We start from the raw sequence: 19616 nt of genomic DNA, 5'->3' as shown, positions 1-19616 counted from the left end.
TAACACATAACGCAAAACTACGCAAATATAAATACAGAAATTTGACAAAACAATAAGCCTATTTCAAGGCTTGCGAGGATTTTTTTTGTTATTTAACTGTCAAAGACCCGGAATATAATAATTATAAGAAAACCAGTATAAATTTGTATATACAAGAGAATCTGCTATTGACTATTCTTTCAAATTAATATTAAATAAATATATACTTCGTATTACGGCTTATGAAAGTGAGGAATGTTTAATGACTGAATTGAAGGTATTACCTCTTATCCCTTTAAGAGGAATTACTATTTTTCCATATATGGTTTTACATTTTGATGTGGGAAGAGAAAAATCAATTCTTGCGTTAGAGGCAGCGATGCTTAACTCTCAAGAAATTTTTCTTATATCACAAAAAGATGCAAAAAAAGAGGAGCCAGCAGAAGAAGATATATTTCAAATTGGTACTGTGTGCACTATAAAACAATTGCTTAAGCTTCCTGGTGATACTGTAAGAGTGCTAGTTGAAGGAATGTATAGAGGCAAAATAATCAAGTACATAGATGAAGAAAATTATTTTAAAGCAGAGATAGAAGAAATTAAAGAAGTCGATGCGAAGGAGAATAATAATAATACAGAAGCTCTTGTAAGAATGTTAAAAGACGCTTTTGATGAATATATAAAGTTATCAGGTGCCATGCCTGTGGAATCCTTAGTGACTTTTGAGGATTACTTGGATTCTCCAGGAAGACTGTCAGATATGATAGCTTCATATTTAATGTTAAAGCAAGATAAGAAACAAGAGCTTCTAGAAGCTTGCAACATTACTCAGAGAATTGAAAAGCTTCTAGTCATAGTAGAAAATGAAACTGAAATATTAAAATTAGAGAAAAAGATAGGCGTAAGGGTAAAAAACAAAATAGATAAAGTTCAAAAGGACTATTACCTTAGAGAACAGCTTAAAGCTATACAGGAAGAGCTTGGAGAAGATGACGAAGATAAAAAAGAGATTAATAAGTATAAGAGTAAAATAAATAAGGCTAAGTTACCTAAAAGTGTCAAAGAAAAAGCTCTATACGAATTGGATAGACTTAAAGGTACAGGAGTTAATTCAGCTGAGGGCAATGTAATAAGGACTTATTTAGATTGGATACTAGATCTTCCATGGAACAATGAAACAAAAGATAATAAAGATATTAAAAAAGCTAGAGAAATATTAGATAATGAACATTTTGGACTTAAAGATGTTAAAGATAGAATTATAGAGTATCTGGCAGTAAAGCAAATGAGTAATTCCCTTAAAGGGCCTATATTATGTTTGGTGGGACCTCCAGGTGTAGGAAAAACTTCTATAGCTAAATCTGTAGCTCACGCCCTAGGAAGAAATTTTGTAAGAATGTCCCTAGGAGGAGTTCGTGACGAAGCAGAAATAAGAGGACATAGAAGAACTTATGTAGGTGCAATTCCAGGCAGAATTGTATATGGGATGAAGCAAGCAAAATCAAAAAATCCATTATTTTTGTTGGATGAAATAGATAAAATGAATAGTGACTTTCGAGGAGATCCTTCAGATGCATTGCTTGAAGTGTTAGATGCAGAACAAAACAATACATTTAGAGATCATTATTTAGAATTAGAAATGGATTTATCTAATGTGTTATTCATAACCACAGCCAATTCTCTACATACTATTCCTAGACCTCTAATGGATAGAATGGAAATCATAGAGGTAGAAGGATATACATATGATGAAAAACTGAATATAGCAAAAAAATATTTAGTACCTAAAAAATTAAAAGAGCATGGAGTAGAGGATAATAAAATTACTATTTCTGATGCTAGTATAAGTGTAATAATAGAAGAATATACAAGAGAATCTGGAGTTAGAAGTCTTGAAAGAAATATAGGTTCAGTAATTAGAAAGAGCATAGCAGATATGCTTGAGAATAATAAGAAAAAAATAAATATCACTGTTAACCATGTTAGAAAATATTTAGGAGCAGGAATCTTTAGCTATGATAAAGCTGATAAAGAAGATAAGGTAGGAGTAGTTACAGGACTAGCATGGACTGCTTACGGCGGAGATACGCTTCCAGTAGAAGTATCTGTAATGGATGGTAATGGAAGACTTGAACTTACAGGTAAGCTTGGAGATGTTATGAAAGAATCAGCAAAAGCTGCTTATAGCTATGTAAGGGCTAATTCTGAGAAATATCATATACAAAGCGACTTCTATAAAAATAAGGATATACATATCCACGTACCAGAGGGGGCAGTACCTAAGGATGGACCTTCAGCTGGTGTAACAATGATAACCGCATTAGTATCAGCATTATCCAGCAGGAAGGTTAAGCATAACGTTGCTATGACTGGAGAAATTACTTTGATAGGAAGAGTGCTTCCTATAGGGGGACTTAAGGAAAAAAGTCTTGCAGCCTATAGAGCGGGAATTGATACAATAATATTTCCTAAAGAAAATCAAAAGGATTTAGAAAAAATTCCTGGCAGCGTAAAAAATAAAATTAAATTTATACCGGCAGCAATGGTAGATGATGTTGTAAAGGAAGCTCTATTGGAGGAAGAAACTCATGGAAATTAAGCAGTCTGAATTTATTACTTCAGCGGTAGTTAAAGGTCAGTATCCTAAGGATGAACTACCAGAAATAGCTTTTGTAGGACGTTCTAATGTGGGTAAGTCATCTATAATAAATGCTTTCACCAACAGAAGACATCTAGCAAAAGTAGGAAATACGCCTGGGAAAACTCGATTAATAAATTTTTTCCTCATTAATAATTCTTTTTATCTTGTGGATTTACCTGGATATGGTTATGCGAAGGTTTCTAAAGTAGAAAAAGAAAAATGGGGAAAGATCATGGAAGAATATTTAGTAGGCAGGGCTTTTCTTAAAAAAGTAGTTCTGCTGGTAGATAGCAGGCGTGCCCCAACTGAAGATGACATACTTATGCTGGATTGGATAAAATATCATGGATATAAAGTGGTAGTAATAGCTACAAAGATAGATAAACTTACAAAAAATGAATTGGCTAAAAATCAAAAGATAATAAAAGATACATTGAAAATTTCTGATGAGGAACTTTTATTATTTTCTTCTGTCAAAAAAAATAATAAGGAAGAAATAATAAATTATCTATTTGAAGATTTAAGCTAATTACAAATAAAATCCAAATTTCATATTAGGTAAAGTATAATACTTTGCTTGATAATGAAGTTTGGATTTTTTTCTATGATTCCAAAATATATGGATAATAAATATGCTGTGGTGTCAATTTGCTAATGTAAGAATAGTATATACTATGATACAAAAGTGAAGAGAGTTTTTTGAAAGGAAGTGTTAAAAATGAATAGGGCCCTTGATGAAGTAGCTTCCACCAGTTGTAGCGATAAAAGTATTAAAAACTTATTATGCGGAAATAACTTAATATTTGTGGTAATTATTTTTGCAGTTTTATTATGTGGATGTGGAGGAAATTCTTTCTTGTGTGGAGTTAATAATCCATGTGTTAGATCAACTAGTGGATGTAATACCAGCGGTGGAGGTTTCCAAAACAATTTATGGATATGGATACTTCTAGCTCTTTTGCTTTTTGGGGGCAATGGATTGGGCGGTACGGGAGCAGGAAATATAAATACCAATGTAATAAATGTAGACCCTGATGATAATTACGGATATGATGAACTATGTTAATATGAGAAATGATTATAAAATCAATATATTTAGGGGGATAACTAATGGAATTAAGTAAATTTAAATTCCCGAGTTTTTCAAATGATATTTTTCTTTGGGTTGTTGTATTGTTCATAGTTTTGGGATTCGGAAAAGCCGGCCCGATTTTAGGATTAAATTTTTTAACACCTCCTCCTGAAAAAGATTGTGGTAATGGTAAACATGGAAATGACAATAAGTGTGAACCGCCGAAAGCACCGTTACTTATACCTCAATTAGGAGGGATGGGCAATATTTTTGGAAGCAACATCATATTTATAGTAGCCGTAGTAGCAATATTATTTTTATGTAAAGATGAAAATAAAGAAAAACCTATTTGTGATGATCCGGAGACAGTTGAATATGATGAAGTTATAGATGGTTAATATGAAAAAAAGAGGGTGGATAAAATGCCAAAACATAGAAGGCATAGGGAACCTATGTCACAGCAACAGCAACAACAACAGACTCAGACTAATAGCAGCAATAATAATTCTCTTCTTAGCAATTTAAATCTTAGTACTATTGCAAGTTTAATAAATGGCATAGATGTAAACAGTCTTATGAACTCTATGAATAATTCTAATGTAGGTACTGGCTTAGGTAGTGAATCTGATGCTGAAAATGGTAATAAGGATGATAGAAAAAAACAAAGGGAAGAAATTACAAAAGCTCTTAAGGTACTAATAGAAGCAGATAAAAGTGAATTACTGCAGACAGTTATACAACTATATGCAGCATCCAATAAAGCTAACTCCTAAGTAATAATAGAGACTACATCATTCTATTATAGTATCAATTAAGCAATCAGCAGAATATTATAATAATATAGAATTTAATACAAAAGTTAAACTTATTATAAATGAAAGGAGTGATGTACACTATGATTGGAAGAGCAAACGATGTGGCTGTGAGGGACGGCAGAGGTGGATGTGTAGAAGTTGGAAATAATAATTGCCAAGGAAATAATCAAAATATTTTGATAATAGTAATTGTTATAGTCCTCATTTGCTGTTGTGGCGGAAGCAATACTATAATGGATCCTGGCATATGCTGTGGAGGAAGACGACGAAGAAGAAGTGCTAGAAGAACTACAACAAGATCTAGTTCAAACGTAATATTATTTTTGCTGCTGTTTTTACTGCTCTTTAGAGGTAATAATGCTGGCAGGAATGCTAATACCAATATAATAAATGTAGATGGCTTAAGAGGCCAGGATGATGAGTATTTAGATTTATAGTTTTTTAATCATAGTGTAGGTTATTCTAGCATACTAAACGTATATGGAGGTGGCACAGTTTGGCTAGGCAAAGAAAAGTGATTGATGTAGATGTATATGATGAAGATAAAAAAGAACCATCAAATCAAAATACTAATAATGAGGATTCAAACAATATTAATTTAGGAAATAACAACTTAGGAAATATAGATTTTAATCAATTGGCCTCAATGATGCAAAATGTAGATATGAAGCAGTTGTCTTCACTACTTGGAGGATTAGGAGGACTAGGCAGTTTAGGAAACTTAGGTGGTGCAGGTGGACTGCTAGGAAACTTAGGCGGTGCAGGGGGGCTACTAGGAAATTTGGCTGGAATGCTTGGTGGAGCACAACCTCAGGCTCAGCCGCAAATGCAGCAGCCTAACGCTGGATTATCAGGCATACCCGTTGGAGGAGATAGAAGACTACAGATACTTGGTGCTTTAAGGCCAATGGTATCTCCAGAGAGAGCTGCCTTGATTGATATGGTACTTCAAATATATATGATCAGTAGAATTTTGAAAAGATAATACGAATTTTTTCAAGTTAAGAGGTAAGAAGTAGGAGTGAAGAATTTATGTGAGAAATCGGCTTCTGAGGAAGCCAATTTCAATTTATAAATTCGCTGAAGGCGAATTTTAGCCATAACTTTTAATTCTTACTTCTTCTTTATTACTTTTATCTCTAACTTATTATTTGTAATTTGAGGATTGAAGTAATATTTAAGCTTCAAGTACTTCGAGAATGTCCTTTTTTACAAGCGTAGTACATTTCCCATCTATGCTTCCTCCTTCTTTTACTACTAATTTTTTAACTGTAATATCACCAGAAATTTTTCCAGTAGATTCTACAACTAAGGTTTCTTGACAAATTATATTTCCTTTTAGGAATCCTGAAATATAAGCGCTATTACATGCTATATTTCCATTATAGATAGCTGAAGAGCCAAGAAGTATATCATCCTGCCATAATATATCACCATCTACACTTCCGTCAATTTTTAAAAGACCGCTTCCACTTAGGTTACCAGTTATTCTGCATTGTTCACCTATTAAAGTTTCTATTCTTTCATTATTCCTAGAATCTTTTTCTGAAAATATAGGCATAATACTCCTCCATATAAATTATTTTTAAAAATAAAAATAAAATTTGTATATTTTTATTTAAACAGGAAAGAATAATAATGTAATTGGAGATTAAGTCTCCGATAGCCGTGAATGACAGTGTTAAATCTTATAAACAAGAATTTTATACTTCCATTCATGGCTAAACCCCCCATCCCCCTTGGGACCGTGAAACGGTCCCTTTGTTTTTGTACTCACAAAAAACTTTTCAAAAAATTTTGCCTATTAATCATTGCTTTCTATAGAATGTCCTTAAAATCTAATTTTTTATTGGCTTTGTTTTAAATAAATCATATTAAATTATATGAACCTGTCATAAATTTTATTATTGCAGGAGAACATATATGTATATAGATATATTTAAAATAATTATTTTAAAATGAAAAATTATTAATGAATTATCAAGTTAGCTTTAATAGAAAGATTTTTTTAGCTATTTATATTCACATAACAATTAGAAGAAGGGGATAAAATTGAAGAAACGAAGCAAACATTTTGTCTATCTCTCTTGTTTTTTGATAATATGTATTATTGTAAGCGGATGTGGAAAAAAGGATAAAAGCGAAAAAAAGATTATAAAAGCCTATGTGGATGTAGAAGATAAATATGTATCTGATATTATAGGTACAGCTATAGATGAATATAAAAATGAGAAGAAAGATGTGCAAATAGATGTTGTAGGTTCAGTATTAGAGAGCAAAGTGCAGCAATCTATAGTTAAAGGTGACATAGATATAATACTTTCTCCAAGGAATACCATGCTTCAGTTAAGTGAAAAAGGAGTGCTTTCCGATTTAGATGACTTTTATAAAGAAAATATAGATGAAAGATACTATAATATAATGGGATCTTATGGATTGGTAGGAGATAAACATTATGCAATAGGATTGATTCCAACTAGTCTTAATATATTCTATAATATTAGCGCTATAACAAAAATAGGATTAAAATCACCTAATAATGTTATGGATATACTGCCAATATTATCAAAACTTAAAGATTTGCAAATTAAAATACCTGTACAAATTAATTCAGGAGATAATTTTCAAAATACCACTGCTTCATTAGTGTTTTCTAATACTGTAAATGGAAATGATTTAATGAAAATATATAACAAAAGTAAAGAAGATTATAAAAATGTTAATGTACAATACTTTTTTGATGAGTTAAATAGAATAATAAAAGAAACAAAATTATCAGAAAGCAATTTTGAAGCTGCTGGAGATAGCACAGTTACAAGAATTAATTCTGGTGATACACCATTATTTATATCTTATTCATCAAATGCGAGCAAAATGGATAATTCTGCAGTAGGAATGGTACAAAACTATGACATCAATTCTAAAAAAGGGAATATGCCCATAGTTGTTAACTGCTTAATTGCAAAACCTGTAAATACCAAAAACGAAGATGAAGTTAATAATTTTATGACATTTCTTTTTAGTGACAAATTTCAAGAAAAATTAGCTAAAAATGGTATTATAACTGGAAATATAAAAGTTAATGAAAAAACATTAACAAATGATATAGAAAAATCTATAGCTAAATTAATTTCTGAAAGTGATGCTAATAGCATGTATTTTATGGAGTATTTTCCAGAAAAATTCTATGCATATATTGAATCAGCTATAAAAGATATATATTCAGGAAAGTATACAGGGAAAGAATGGAATAACATACTTGAAAGTGTATATAAAAGCTAATTTAGAAGAGAATTATAGTAGAAATATATTGAAAAAGTAAAAGAGGGTATGTCTGATACCCTGCTTTTTACTGTTCAGAAGTACTGCAGTCTTTGCAAATTCCGTAAAAGTATACTTGATTATATAAAATATTGTAATCAGTACATTCACTAACCTTTGTATTTAATCCTTCTAAACAAGAATCCTGGATGTCGTCTACTTTACCACAATTTAAGCACTGTATATGGGAATGAGGAGTTGTAGTACCATCATACCTAAAGTTACCTTCTCCCAAGTTTATTTCTTGAACAAGCTTTACTTCCACTAGAGTCTTTAGAGCTTTATAGACTGTCGCTAAACTCATAGTTGGATAAGAAGGCTGAAGTGCCTTGTATATGGTTTCAGCTGAAGGATGTTCTTTAGTAGATTTTAAGAATTTGTATACTGCAATTCTCTGGGGTGTCAATTTTAATTTTTTTTCGCGGAATATAGTAGTTATGCTGTCCATACACACCATCCTTATAAAATATAGTTATATTAACATTATATATAAGTATTCATTGTTTGTCAAAACTTGTTTTGAATTAATAATGATTATTATTAAAAAGTATAAAAATAATTTAGTTACCTTTTTAGTAGAAATATGATTATATTTTGATATTAGTATGAAAAAAACAAAAAAATACTTGAAATTTTTTTAAAACATGATAGAATTAAATATGTTAATAAATTAACAAACTAAATTAGTCCATGTTCATTTTATATTATATATTTATTTTGGGAACAGTACGAAAAGACTGTTCTTTTTGTTTTATGTATTTTTTTCCTTTTTGTTTGTCAATAATGAAGATGTCACTAAATATTAGTTGATACGTATAGAATAACAATAGCGCAATATGGTAAATTCATAGTATCATATTAAATATAGTAAACACATCCATTGTACTATTGTAGCTTTTTGAGTTATAATCTTATTGTTGTGTTTATTTTGGTGCATTAATTTTTATAGTATGATAAAATATAAACTTATTATAACTTATAACGAGGTAAGATAATTATGAATAAAAAGAATAAGAAAAATATAAAGAAGAAGAAGTTTTCTTTTAAGAAGCTTGCGATGTTTATTGCTTTTGAATTTCTATTTGTATGCGTAACTTCTCCGTTTATAGTGTTCTATGGACCTTTTAGCAATTTAAAAAGAATTGTAGTTAACAGTGCTATGGAAAGTATGACTCACCAATGGATAGCAACTACTTTCCTATCAATGGATCAGATAAATAAAATCAGAAATAAACAAACTAGTACTGCAGTTTCAGCTAATGCACAGGATGCTACAGAAGACTTGGGAGCACTTAGTATACCTAAGAGTCATGATGATAATATAGCCTTACAGAGAATACCTTTAAATAAGTCTACTGGGTATATTATGACTGTAAGCGACCCTAGCCGTGTTAGGATAGGTGTCACAAAGAAATTAAATGTAGCTGGACAAAAAACCAGCGAAATAGCTGAGGAATACGGTGGGATAGCAGCAATAAATGGAGGAGCCTTCGGTAATTCTTCTGCAGATGGGAAGCAGAACTATGGAAATGGGGGAATACCAAAGGGATTAATAATGGTGGATGGAAAATTAATTAATAATCCTGCAGGCAGTAATTCTCCATATAATGATGTTATAGCTTTCAAAAGTGATGGCACCTTAGTTGTTGGTACACATACTGTAAATGAGCTTATTTCTATGGGAGTAAGAGATGCTATAAACTTTGGACCAACTCTAATTATGAATGGAAAGCCACTTACTCAAGACGATTCGTCTTCAGGTATAAGTGGAAGAACTGCCATAGCTCAAACTAGAGATGGTAGAACTCTTTTATTTGTAATTGATGGAAGACAGTTAAGTAGCAGAGGGGCTACCTATAGTGAGGTTAGGGATATATTACTTCAAGCTGGAGCTTATAATGCTGTTTTGTTAGATGGCGGATCTTCAACAACCATGTATTATGATGGCGATATTGTTAATAGCCCTAGTGATCCATCAGGGGAGAGAACAGTTTGCACAGCAATATACGTGGCTAGTTAAAGGAGAGTATTAATGAAAAGATTAAGAAATATAATAGTTTGGATGCTTATTGCAGTAGTTTCAGAATCAGCAATATTTTTATATGTTGATAAGGATTATCTAGCAGCTGATACGAAATTTAAACCAGTAAATATAGACTTAAAGAGTAAATCTAAAAATGAATCTCTTAAATTAGCGTTACCAAGTGACTATAAAACCAGCATAAAATTATCTACTGACGGGAAATATATAGCTTTCAAAAATGGCAACAATCTAAAGGTTGTGAATACTACTACAGGAGAATCTACAGAAGTGGTTCCAGCTGCAAATGAAATTATAGATTGTTTTACATGGGTTTATGGCAATGATAGAATATTGCTTACTAAGAAGAACACAAAGCTTGGGAAATTTCATTTATATCATTATGATCCTAGAAACAAGGATTCTTTAACAGAGGAAAGAAATTATTTAAGTGCAGATGATACAACGGGAGAAGAAGAAGCTATATATTCTAAAAGCTCTAAATCTGCGGTTACAGATATATTCAATTCTCCTCTAAGCGGTGGAACATATATAAGAGTAAAGGCAAATGGCGCCGGTGGAAGGGATCAAATATATCTTATGGACAGAATGAATCAGCTAGAACCAGTTTCAAGCACCAATTTGAAAACTGCATCCATAGGAAGGAGCCTTGCTACTTATAATTCGGCGAAATTTGTTTATGAAGATACTATTAAAGGAAAGATATATTCTACGGATTACAAAGGAGTTATCCCAACAGGAACTCAAAAGGCAAGACTCTTGGGCGTGGATTATGATACAGATGATGTATATATAGGAATCATATATCAAGGGAATAAGGATCAAGTTGAGACTATATATAGTGGCGATATAGGGAAGAGCTTTGATACTTGGAACAAAATATCATTAAGTAAACCAGCTTATGTAGATAACATTATAGTTGATAATGGTACAATTTATGTTAATGATGCTATGGAAGGTAAAATTACAGATGTTGTTAAAAACAAACAAATGAGCTATGATGGCAATTTTATTGGAGTGTTTAAGAGCGGTATAGTTTCATATACTTCGGACAATATGCTTAAGAAACAGCTTTTTAAGAATATGAAGTAACCAAACAGTTTCAATTATATAAATAATTAAAGGTATCCTATTTATTACTCGCTTAATTAAGAGTAAATTGGGTACCTTTTTTTAAAACACAAATTATATTATAATGAATTATGTCAATTTACATAATCAAAGGTGGGAAACTATGAAATTGCACAAAAAAATATTTCTCTTTATTTTTATTGCATTGCTTGTTCAAGGAGGAATTTTATTTTATATCAACTCATTTTTTCTAACAGCTTTTTCAAAAGACATAAAGGTGGTTAATAGGAATAGTAATAGTGATGATTCTCAAATACTTATACAAGATAATTTAGATAAAATAGATATATCTTATGATGGAAAATTTGGAGCTTATATTTATGACCACAAATTTTATTGCCTAGACTTAAGTAACGGAGTAAGAAAGTCTATAGACTTAAACTCTCAATCAATAAATATAGTTTTTTACAAATGGATTGAAAATACTGATAATATTTTTATATGCGAAAAAGATACTTCTGATAAGTGGAATTCATTTAAAATAGATACCTATAATGCTAGTACCTTTGAATTAAAGCTCTTCAAAGACTTAACATGGACAGATATATCTAGCGTAGAAGAGATGGAAAGCTATAATAATAGCAATTTTATTATAAAGGCAAAGAACAAATCAGATAAGTATGAATTATATAAATTGGGTAATGATGTAGAAAAGATTAATACAAATAATGATAGCATAGGAGCCTTTATGGAAGCAAGCGATGGCAATATAATTTATGAGGATAAAACTAAAAATAGAATTATTAATAGCAGCAAAAAAACATTCATAGATCTCAAAGGAAATAAAATATTAGCCTTTGATAATAATGGATATGTATATGCTATTAATGGTAAAAATGATATAATAGATAAAATATATTATAGTCAGGTAAATAATAATTGGCAGGCCTTGGATTTAAAAGCAAGTACCTCTGATAAAAACATATTTATAACAAGTGATGGAAATTTATATATAAATTATTCTGCTAATGAAAAACTTATAAATATAAAGTCTAATAAGCAGATAACCTATGAAGGAAAGCTCATAGGAATATATAATGGAGGAGCTTACTTTGCGAAAGATGGTAAGCTGGTAAAAAAGATCTTTAATTAGACAAATTTAATTGCAAATAGGAGTGGTTTAATGCAAGAATTTATATTGAATAGAATTTACATGATTCCTGCTATATTAGTGGGATTCGCATTTCATGAATTTGCTCATGCTTTAGTAGCAGATAGACTTGGAGATAAAACCCCAAGATTTCAAGGAAGATTAACTTTGAATCCAATGGCTCATATAGATCTGATTGGATTTGTTATGACTATAATAGCTGGATTTGGATGGGCTAAGCCTGTTCAAGTTAATCCAAGTGCATTTAAGAATTATCGTAAGGATGATTTTAAGGTATCAATAGCAGGTCCTTTAGCCAACATAATAACTGCATTTATTTTTACAGTTATTATGGTTCTATATGCGCGATATGTTTATACGCCAATGATTGATAATCAATTGGTGGGAATCATATTTTATATGCTTTATTATATATCTTATATAAATATAGCGTTGTTTTTATTTAATTTGATTCCTATTCCTGGATTAGATGGATTCAGGATTTTAGCAGATTTATTTCCTAGAGCTTTTGATAAAATAGGAGAGGCGCTTTATCAGTATCAAATATTTATAATGCTAATATTTTTGGCTACACCTATAACTAGATATATAATCAGCAAACCGGCATCTATTATATATAGTTTATTTATAAATATACTTTCGGTAATATAAAAAATATTTTCTAATAATGGAGGACAATATGAGACTAAGGAAAAAATGGTGGGCGAGGCCTGAGATGGAGGCAAGCCCTAAAGTTATAATAAATGCAGAAGAGCTAAAAGGAAATTGGAATAAAGAATTTAAAAATGCTAATCCAATATATCTGGAATTAGGCTGCGGAAGGGGCAGGTTCATAAAAAACAATGCAGAATTGAATCCAGAAATAAATTATATAGGCATAGATCTAAAGGATGAAGTTCTTATATATGCCTTAAGGAAAGCGGAGGAACTGGAAAGCGACAATGTGAGACTGATACCTCTAAATATAGTCAAGGTATCAGAGTTATTTGATAGTGATGAGATTTCTAGAATATATATAAATTTCTGCAATCCTTGGCCTAAGGAGAGGCACAAAAAGAGAAGGCTTACTCACACAAATTTTTTAAATATGTATAAGAAATTTATAAAACCAAATTCAGAAATATGGTTTAAAACTGATGATACGGGACTTTTTGAAGAATCAAAAATATATTTTGAAGAAAGTGGTTTTGATATAAAGTATATAACCTATGATCTGCATAATAGTGATTTCAAAGAAAATATAGTTACGGAATATGAAGAAAAATTTGCTTCTTTAGGAATGAAAACAATGTTTATACTTGCTAAGCTTAGGTAAATTAATATATAAAATTCATACTTTATTAATACTTCATTAAGCGATATTTAATACCATTATATTTAATTCGTGATACAATATATATAAATAAAATTATGGAGGGATATATATGAGCTATAATATTAAAGGGTTAATAAAAGGGATGTTTCCATACATAGTAGCGTTTTTCATTATAGCTGCTATAATGAAGTTGCTAGTATATATAATACCAATAGCTCTCATTGGGTATGGGATATACAAATTATATTTTTTAGTAAAAGAAAAAATTAATAGCTATAGAAATAGAGTGGCGTTTAATCATAAACAGCAAAAAACGTTTGCATATTATCGAAAAAAGAGTTATACTAGCTTTGTAAATATTTTCACTAAGAGTAGAAATAATGAATACAAAGTTTCAGGAGAAAATACAACTTTCTATACTTCCTCTAATTCTGATAATAATTCAAAGGTTATTGATGTTGACTATGAAGAAGTAAAATAAAAATTGAAATTTAAGTGTACAAATTTCTTAATAAAAATCGACTTTGGTCGATTTTTTTATTGCTAGCGATATATAGATATAGCAATGAGGTTGTTAACAGTTTGTTAACAAAATTGACTATGGACTGACACATATGATAGCTAATATTTATATGGTATAATGTGGTTTGGGCATGGCGCTGAAAATAATGTACAGGGGTGAAGTTAAAGTGATAGAAATTGAAAATGTAACCAAAAAATTTGGCAATCATGTAGCCTTGGACAATCTTAACTTTAAAGTGGAAAAAGGTGAAATATTAGGCTTTTTAGGACCTAACGGTGCAGGAAAATCTACTACCATGAATATTATAACAGGCTATATTTCTCCTACAGAGGGAACTGTTAGAGTTGATGGGATAGATGTTTTGGAAGAACCAGAAGCCGTTAAGAAAAAAATAGGATATTTACCTGAAATTCCACCTCTATATTTAGACTTTACTGTAAACGAATATCTAAGATTTGTAAGCAGACTTAAGCTTGTAAAAAAGGATGCCATAGAACCTAGTCTTCAAAGAATAAGATCTTTGGTAAGGATAGAGCATGTTAGAGATAGGTTAATAAAGAACTTATCAAAGGGGTATAAGCAAAGAGTCGGACTTGCGCAAGCGCTCATTGGTGATCCGGAGGTACTTATACTTGATGAACCTACGGTAGGATTAGATCCTAAGGAAATAATCGAAATAAGAAACCTAATAAAAAGCATAGGAAAAGAAAAAACAGTAATATTAAGCTCTCATATCTTACCTGAAGTAAGTGCAGTGTGTGATAAAATCTTAATAATAAACAAAGGTAAGATTGTTGTTACGGGAACTGCTCAGGAACTTTCTAGAAAGATGAGCTATAGCAACAAGCTGCAGCTTAGAGTTAAATCTAGCAGAGGAGAAGCTGTTGAGACAGCAAAGAGCATAGCTGATGTGAAATATGTTGAGGAGCATGGAGTATATGAGCAGGGCACTGTTGATATAGTTGTGGAAGCAAACGATGGAACAGACGTAAGAGAAAAGCTATTTAATAAGTTCAGTGAGAAGGGATTCCCTATTTTGATGATGAAAAATATAGACTTAAGCCTAGAGGAAATATTCCTTCAAGTGACTACAGGAGACAAGGGGGAAAATGAAAATGTTAGCAATATTGAATAAAGAGTTAAGAACATATTTTTGCTCCGGAATTGCTTATATATTTATGACAATATTATTATTTTTCGGAGGAATATTCACATTCTTATACAATGTTTATTCTAAAAGCGGAGATTATGCTTCTACTCTAAGCTCTTTAAGTTTTATATTCGTATTTATAATGCCAATATTAACAATGAAAACAATAGCTGATGAAACAAAAACTAGGACGGATCAATTGCTTTTAACAAGTCCTCAAAAGATTTCATCCATAGTTTTTGGTAAATTTCTTGCAGCACTTATATTGTTCGGAATTACACTTTTAATAACATTCTTATATCCATTGCTTCTTACTTCCTTTGGTAAGGTAGCTATAGGAGAAACAATTTCAGCCTACATAGGAGTTTTTCTTTTAGGTGCTTGTTTTATAGCAGTGGGAATATTTATCTCTGCACTTTCAGACAGCCAGGTGGTAGCTGCAGTAGGTACTTTAGGGGTAACCTTTGTACTTTGGATATTAAAGATAGCTATTCAAGGTATTCCTAGCTCACTCAATACATCTACTTCTGGAATAATATTTACTTTGATTTTAATAATAGCAATATCGCTAATTATATATATTAATACTAAAAATTACTATTTCGGCGGTGGAGTATTTTTACTTGGAGCAATAATATTGCTGATAACGGCTATAAAGGATAAAGCAATATTTGAAGGATTTATAGGAAAATTTTTCGGATGGATTTCAGTTGTACAAAGAAACGATACATTTACCACTGGCATAATAAGTGTTAACTCCATAATATATTTTATTTCATTTACTTTTATATTTTTATTTCTCACAGCCAGAACTCTTGATAAGAAGAGATGGAGTTAAGGAGGGGTTACGATGGCTAAGTTTAATATACGAGAGTCCTTTAAAAATAATAAATCTAAATATGGCGGCTACTCAGCTATGATTACAATAATTATTCTTGCTATAGTAGTTGTAGTTAATTTGGTTTTTGCTCAAGGAGTAAAACAGGTTGCTGGCAAGGATGATATTACTTTTGATTTGACTACTAATAAGCTTTTTTCTCTTTCTAAGGAAAGCGTACAGATAGTTAAAGGGTTAACTAAACAGGTAACAATAACAGCTTTGTTTGAAGAAAATAAAGACGATAGTTATATAAAACAGGTAAAATACGCATTAGATAAATATGCAAACGCATCTAAGAATATCAAAGTTGAATATGTAGATCCGGTACTGCATCCCAATGCATTAAGAGAATATAAGTCAAATGATAATGTTACTACTAATGATGTTATAGTAAAATGCGGCAGTAAATATAAGGTGTTATCACTTAATGATATGTTCACAGTTTCTCAGGGATCAGATGGTTCTAGCCAGGTTACTCAAAATAATATAGAGCAGAAGATATCAGGAGCCATAACATATGTAATGCAAGAAAAAACTATTAATGCATACATTCTTCAGGGACATAATGAGGCTGAATTAGATACAAGTTTTGATACTTACATGGAAAATGAAAACTATAAAACAAGCAAGGTTAACTTGCTAACTCAGGAATGGAATCCTCAGAGTGGAGATATATTGCTCATAGGATCGCCTCAAAAAGATTTGACAGATGACGAATATAGTAAAATCAAAAAGTTTGTTGATAATGGCGGAAAAGTAATGTATTTGGCCAACTTGCTAGAAAATGATATACCTAACTTCAGAAAGCTTTTAAATTATTTTGGAGTAGATTTAAGCAAAAGCTTGATAATTGAAAGTGACCAGAATCATATAATTAGTCAGCCATATATATTGGTTCCTGTACAGCAGAGCCATGATATCACTAGTAATTTAGGCAGTGAAACTTTGATACTTCCTCAATGTCAGCCTATTACTACAATAAAAGAGAAAAAGGATACTGTTAAGGTGGAATCCATACTAAAGACCAGCGATTCTTCTTATTCAAAAGTTAACTTACAAAGCAGTACTATTGAGAAGGAAAAAGATGATTTAACTGGACCTTTCGATGTAGCTGTAGCTTCAACAAATACAGTAAGCAGCACTGATTCAAGCAAAAATTCGCAATTAGTTCTTATATCCTCTGGTATAAGCAGCATGTTTAATTCAAGTGTATTAGCTGAAAGCAATGGAGGAAATACAGACTTATTCATGAATAGTATGAATTGGCTGGCTGAAAAGAAAGCTACTTCAAATGTAAGAGCTAAGGATTTACAGACAGAATCATTAACTATAAGCGAGAATCAAAATGTGATCATGGCAGGAGTATTAATAGTTTTAATACCAGCCTTAGCAATAGCAGCAGGAGTAGGTGTGTGGCTTAGGAGGAGACATCTATGAGAAAAAAGAAAAACATAATAGCATTAGTGGTTGGACTGGTAATATTAGTGGGATGCTATGCTTTTCTTGCAACAAGACCTAAAAAACAAAACACTGCCACTAATAGCACCGATTCTACCAAAGCTCTTCAGGTACTTAAGATAGATGCTAGTAGTATAAAGAAAATAGAAGTTAAAGCTCCTAAAGGTAACATAACTTTGGATTACAGCGGTGGAAAATGGAAGGTTGATGGAGTTAATAGTAAAATAAATCAGGACACAGTAGATGCTATGGCTGCTACTGTAATAAATCTTACATCAACTAAGCTTGTGGAAAAAAATGCATCAGATTTAAGTAAGTATGGATTAAGCAATCCAGCTATCACTGCTACAGTTTATTTAAATGATAATTCGAAGAAAATTCTTCTTGTAGGAGATGGAGTAATTGGCGGAAGTGAAAATTATGTAAAACTACAGGATAGCAACGATGTTTATACTGCTAATGTTGAAAGTTATTTAAATGTAACAATAAATGATTTATTGGATAAGACTTTACCTTCCATTGACACTAGCAATATCACTGATGTGGTATATGAAAAAGATGGCAAGAAAGCAGAGATCAAGAAGAGGGAAAGCGATGGGAATATTCAATATGACTCCCTTACTTATGTACTATATAATTATTATAGTTATCCTACAGGAGTAAGTGCAGATTCGCTGAGCAAAGCTATGCAGAATATAAGCAGCATATCAGCTAGTGATATAGTGGAAGAGAATGCTAAAGATTTATCTAAGTATGGCTTAGATAAACCCAAACTTCATATAGCAGTGAAAGATTCTAATAATCAGACCCTAGATTTAATGATGGGAAATGACAAGGACAGCAGTATGGTTTATTTCAAACTTGCAGGTTCCAACACTGTTTATGATGGAGATAAGAGTTCCTTTGATTCGCTTTACAAATTAGATTTCAATACTTTGTTAGATAAATTTGTGTTTATAGTAAATATTGATAATGTAGATAGTGTACAAATTACAGCACCTTCCAAAAACTATGATATAAATATTAAGCATACAACTAAAACTTCTAATGGAAGCACTAGCACTGATAATTCTGCAGAAATCAATGGCAAGGCTATAGCAAAGGATGATTTTACGCAAATATATCAAGATATAATAGGTCTTAGCTTAGATACGGATACTGACAAGAAAGTACCTGAAAAGCCTGAAATAACCATGACATTTAATTTAAATGCAGGCAATAGTAAAAAGTTTACAGTTACTTATACACCATATAATGATGATTTTTATAGCATATATATAAATGGTCAATCATCATTTATAATATCAAAATCAAAATTAGATCAGTTATTTAAAGTACTTGGTAACATAAAATAATCATGAAATAGAGGCATGTTCTTAGATATATACTAGGAACATGCCTCTATTTTATTTATAATGGGGCTCTAAATAGGTTGAGCCGTCTAAAGGTATTAATACTTGAAGAGGAGGTCTTCCTCCTAAAAGTCCTACAGCATATACTGTATATATTTTACCTGGAGCTAATTTAATATTAGGCACAATTAAGACAACTTTATCAGTGCCTGCAGCTCTTAGCTGAAAAGTATAAGTACTTGGAACTAAAGGAATATATCCGGTGACTTCTTTATATTCCACATTTTTAAATAGTTTTTTCCCATCCGGTGAAGTTAAATCTACCGCTGGTGCATTTGGAGAAAGATGAACAAGTCTTATCATGGCATGACTTTGAGCTTTAGTGGGTAATGGTTCCATTATTGGCATTAATGAAATCTTATCATCTGTGCCTATCACGGCTAAAGTGTATATAGAATTAGGGGATATGTTAATTCTTGTACTAATTAAAGGATTAGTATTTTTCCCAGCGGTATACACTGTTACCTCATAATAACCGCCGGATCTCTTAAAATAGTTCGTAAAGTACTGATATCGTAGATTAGGAACTAAAAGTTTTCCGTTAATATAAACATCCACAGGAGCCGTTCCGGGGGATGCATGTAAAAATCTAAAATAAGATTCATTTATTGGGGCTCTAAAATTTGATTCGTATGAAGAATAATACATACCATCATCCTTTCACAATAATACATTATCATAATATGCATTAAGAAGTGTTTAGTTGACTAATATATAAAATTTATATATCAGCATATTTTTAAAGCACATTAGGACTGGGAACTTAA

The 19616-nt window shown here is 31.2% G+C and carries 21 protein-coding genes; 18 read left to right on the top strand and 3 right to left on the bottom strand.

Annotated elements, in window-relative coordinates; translation table 11 throughout:
* Window positions 1-241 precede the first annotated feature (241 nt).
* The 7 genes from lon (at window position 242) to IAI10_RS21080 (ending at window position 5492) form a co-directional block, all read left to right on the top strand.
* A complete protein-coding gene (gene lon / locus IAI10_RS21110) occupies window positions 242-2578 on the top strand; it encodes an endopeptidase La (RefSeq protein ID WP_315675293.1) in 2337 nt (778 codons plus the stop codon).
* Window positions 2568-3149: a ribosome biogenesis GTP-binding protein YihA/YsxC gene (yihA, locus tag IAI10_RS21105; RefSeq protein ID WP_315675292.1), complete on the top strand. Its 582-nt coding sequence runs from the start codon at window positions 2568-2570 to the stop codon at window positions 3147-3149. The genes lon and yihA overlap by 11 nt, the downstream gene beginning before the upstream one ends.
* A 189-nt stretch (window positions 3150-3338) precedes the next feature.
* A complete protein-coding gene (locus tag IAI10_RS21100) occupies window positions 3339-3686 on the top strand; it encodes a hypothetical protein (protein ID WP_315675291.1) in 348 nt (115 codons plus the stop codon).
* 44 nt (window positions 3687-3730) lie between these two features.
* Window positions 3731-4090, top strand: a complete 360-nt coding sequence (locus IAI10_RS21095) for a hypothetical protein (RefSeq protein WP_315675290.1) — start codon at window positions 3731-3733, stop codon at window positions 4088-4090.
* 24 nt (window positions 4091-4114) lie between these two features.
* Window positions 4115-4465 (top strand): hypothetical protein, encoded by a 351-nt coding sequence (locus IAI10_RS21090; protein ID WP_315675289.1) that lies wholly within the window; start codon window positions 4115-4117, stop codon window positions 4463-4465.
* 122 nt (window positions 4466-4587) lie between these two features.
* Complete coding sequence (locus IAI10_RS21085; protein WP_315675288.1) at window positions 4588-4944, top strand: hypothetical protein; 357 nt, start codon at window positions 4588-4590, stop codon at window positions 4942-4944.
* 59 nt (window positions 4945-5003) lie between these two features.
* On the top strand, window positions 5004-5492 hold the full coding sequence (locus tag IAI10_RS21080; RefSeq protein ID WP_315675287.1) for a hypothetical protein: 489 nt from the start codon (window positions 5004-5006) through the stop codon (window positions 5490-5492).
* 192 nt (window positions 5493-5684) lie between these two features.
* Here the strand turns inward: IAI10_RS21080 and IAI10_RS21075 are convergent, their stop codons facing one another.
* Window positions 5685-6068 carry a polymer-forming cytoskeletal protein gene (locus IAI10_RS21075; RefSeq protein WP_315675286.1) on the bottom strand — a complete coding sequence of 128 codons (384 nt, stop codon included), beginning with the start codon at window positions 6066-6068 and terminating at the stop codon, window positions 5685-5687.
* Window positions 6069-6559: 491 nt separating this feature from the next.
* Here IAI10_RS21075 and IAI10_RS21070 point away from each other — a divergent pair, with 491 nt between their 5' ends.
* Window positions 6560-7789 carry an extracellular solute-binding protein gene (locus IAI10_RS21070; RefSeq protein ID WP_315675285.1) on the top strand — a complete coding sequence of 410 codons (1230 nt, stop codon included), beginning with the start codon at window positions 6560-6562 and terminating at the stop codon, window positions 7787-7789.
* 67 nt (window positions 7790-7856) lie between these two features.
* Here the strand turns inward: IAI10_RS21070 and IAI10_RS21065 are convergent, their stop codons facing one another.
* Window positions 7857-8276: a Fur family transcriptional regulator gene (locus IAI10_RS21065; RefSeq protein ID WP_315675284.1), complete on the bottom strand. Its 420-nt coding sequence runs from the start codon at window positions 8274-8276 to the stop codon at window positions 7857-7859.
* Between the two features lie 549 nt (window positions 8277-8825).
* Here IAI10_RS21065 and IAI10_RS21060 point away from each other — a divergent pair.
* From IAI10_RS21060 to IAI10_RS21015, 10 genes are all read left to right on the top strand, one after another.
* Window positions 8826-9848 (top strand): phosphodiester glycosidase family protein, encoded by a 1023-nt coding sequence (locus tag IAI10_RS21060; RefSeq protein WP_315675283.1) that lies wholly within the window; start codon window positions 8826-8828, stop codon window positions 9846-9848.
* A 12-nt stretch (window positions 9849-9860) separates the two neighbouring features.
* The gene (locus tag IAI10_RS21055) at window positions 9861-10961 is read left to right on the top strand and encodes a hypothetical protein (protein WP_315675282.1); all 1101 of its coding nucleotides are present in this window, start codon (window positions 9861-9863) and stop codon (window positions 10959-10961) included.
* 142 nt (window positions 10962-11103) lie between these two features.
* Window positions 11104-12093: a hypothetical protein gene (locus IAI10_RS21050; protein ID WP_315675281.1), complete on the top strand. Its 990-nt coding sequence runs from the start codon at window positions 11104-11106 to the stop codon at window positions 12091-12093.
* Window positions 12094-12123: 30 nt separating this feature from the next.
* The gene (locus IAI10_RS21045; protein ID WP_315675280.1) at window positions 12124-12762 is read left to right on the top strand and encodes a site-2 protease family protein; all 639 of its coding nucleotides are present in this window, start codon (window positions 12124-12126) and stop codon (window positions 12760-12762) included.
* Between the two features lie 28 nt (window positions 12763-12790).
* Entirely contained in the window at window positions 12791-13426 is a 636-nt protein-coding gene (trmB, locus tag IAI10_RS21040; protein WP_315675279.1) for a tRNA (guanosine(46)-N7)-methyltransferase TrmB, read from the top strand.
* A gap of 109 nt (window positions 13427-13535) precedes the next feature.
* Entirely contained in the window at window positions 13536-13907 is a 372-nt protein-coding gene (locus IAI10_RS21035) for a hypothetical protein (RefSeq protein ID WP_315675278.1), read from the top strand.
* Window positions 13908-14115: 208 nt separating this feature from the next.
* Complete coding sequence (locus tag IAI10_RS21030) at window positions 14116-15084, top strand: ABC transporter ATP-binding protein (protein ID WP_315675294.1); 969 nt, start codon at window positions 14116-14118, stop codon at window positions 15082-15084.
* Entirely contained in the window at window positions 15065-15937 is an 873-nt protein-coding gene (locus IAI10_RS21025) for an ABC transporter permease (RefSeq protein ID WP_315675277.1), read from the top strand. The genes IAI10_RS21030 and IAI10_RS21025 overlap by 20 nt, the downstream gene beginning before the upstream one ends.
* A gap of 12 nt (window positions 15938-15949) precedes the next feature.
* Window positions 15950-17416: a GldG family protein gene (locus tag IAI10_RS21020; protein WP_315675276.1), complete on the top strand. Its 1467-nt coding sequence runs from the start codon at window positions 15950-15952 to the stop codon at window positions 17414-17416.
* On the top strand, window positions 17413-18792 hold the full coding sequence (locus IAI10_RS21015) for a DUF4340 domain-containing protein (RefSeq protein ID WP_315675275.1): 1380 nt from the start codon (window positions 17413-17415) through the stop codon (window positions 18790-18792). Before IAI10_RS21020 ends, IAI10_RS21015 begins: the two co-directional genes overlap by 4 nt.
* Before the next feature lie 51 nt (window positions 18793-18843).
* On the opposite strand, the gene IAI10_RS21010 is transcribed toward IAI10_RS21015, so the two are convergent.
* A complete protein-coding gene (locus tag IAI10_RS21010; RefSeq protein WP_315675274.1) occupies window positions 18844-19497 on the bottom strand; it encodes a DUF4397 domain-containing protein in 654 nt (217 codons plus the stop codon).
* Window positions 19498-19616 lie beyond the last annotated feature (119 nt).

The organism is Clostridium sp. 19966 (genome assembly GCF_032335695.1).
Lineage (GTDB): Bacteria > Bacillota > Clostridia > Clostridiales > Clostridiaceae > JACTOJ01.
This window is presented reverse-complemented; position numbering and strand designations above follow the sequence as displayed.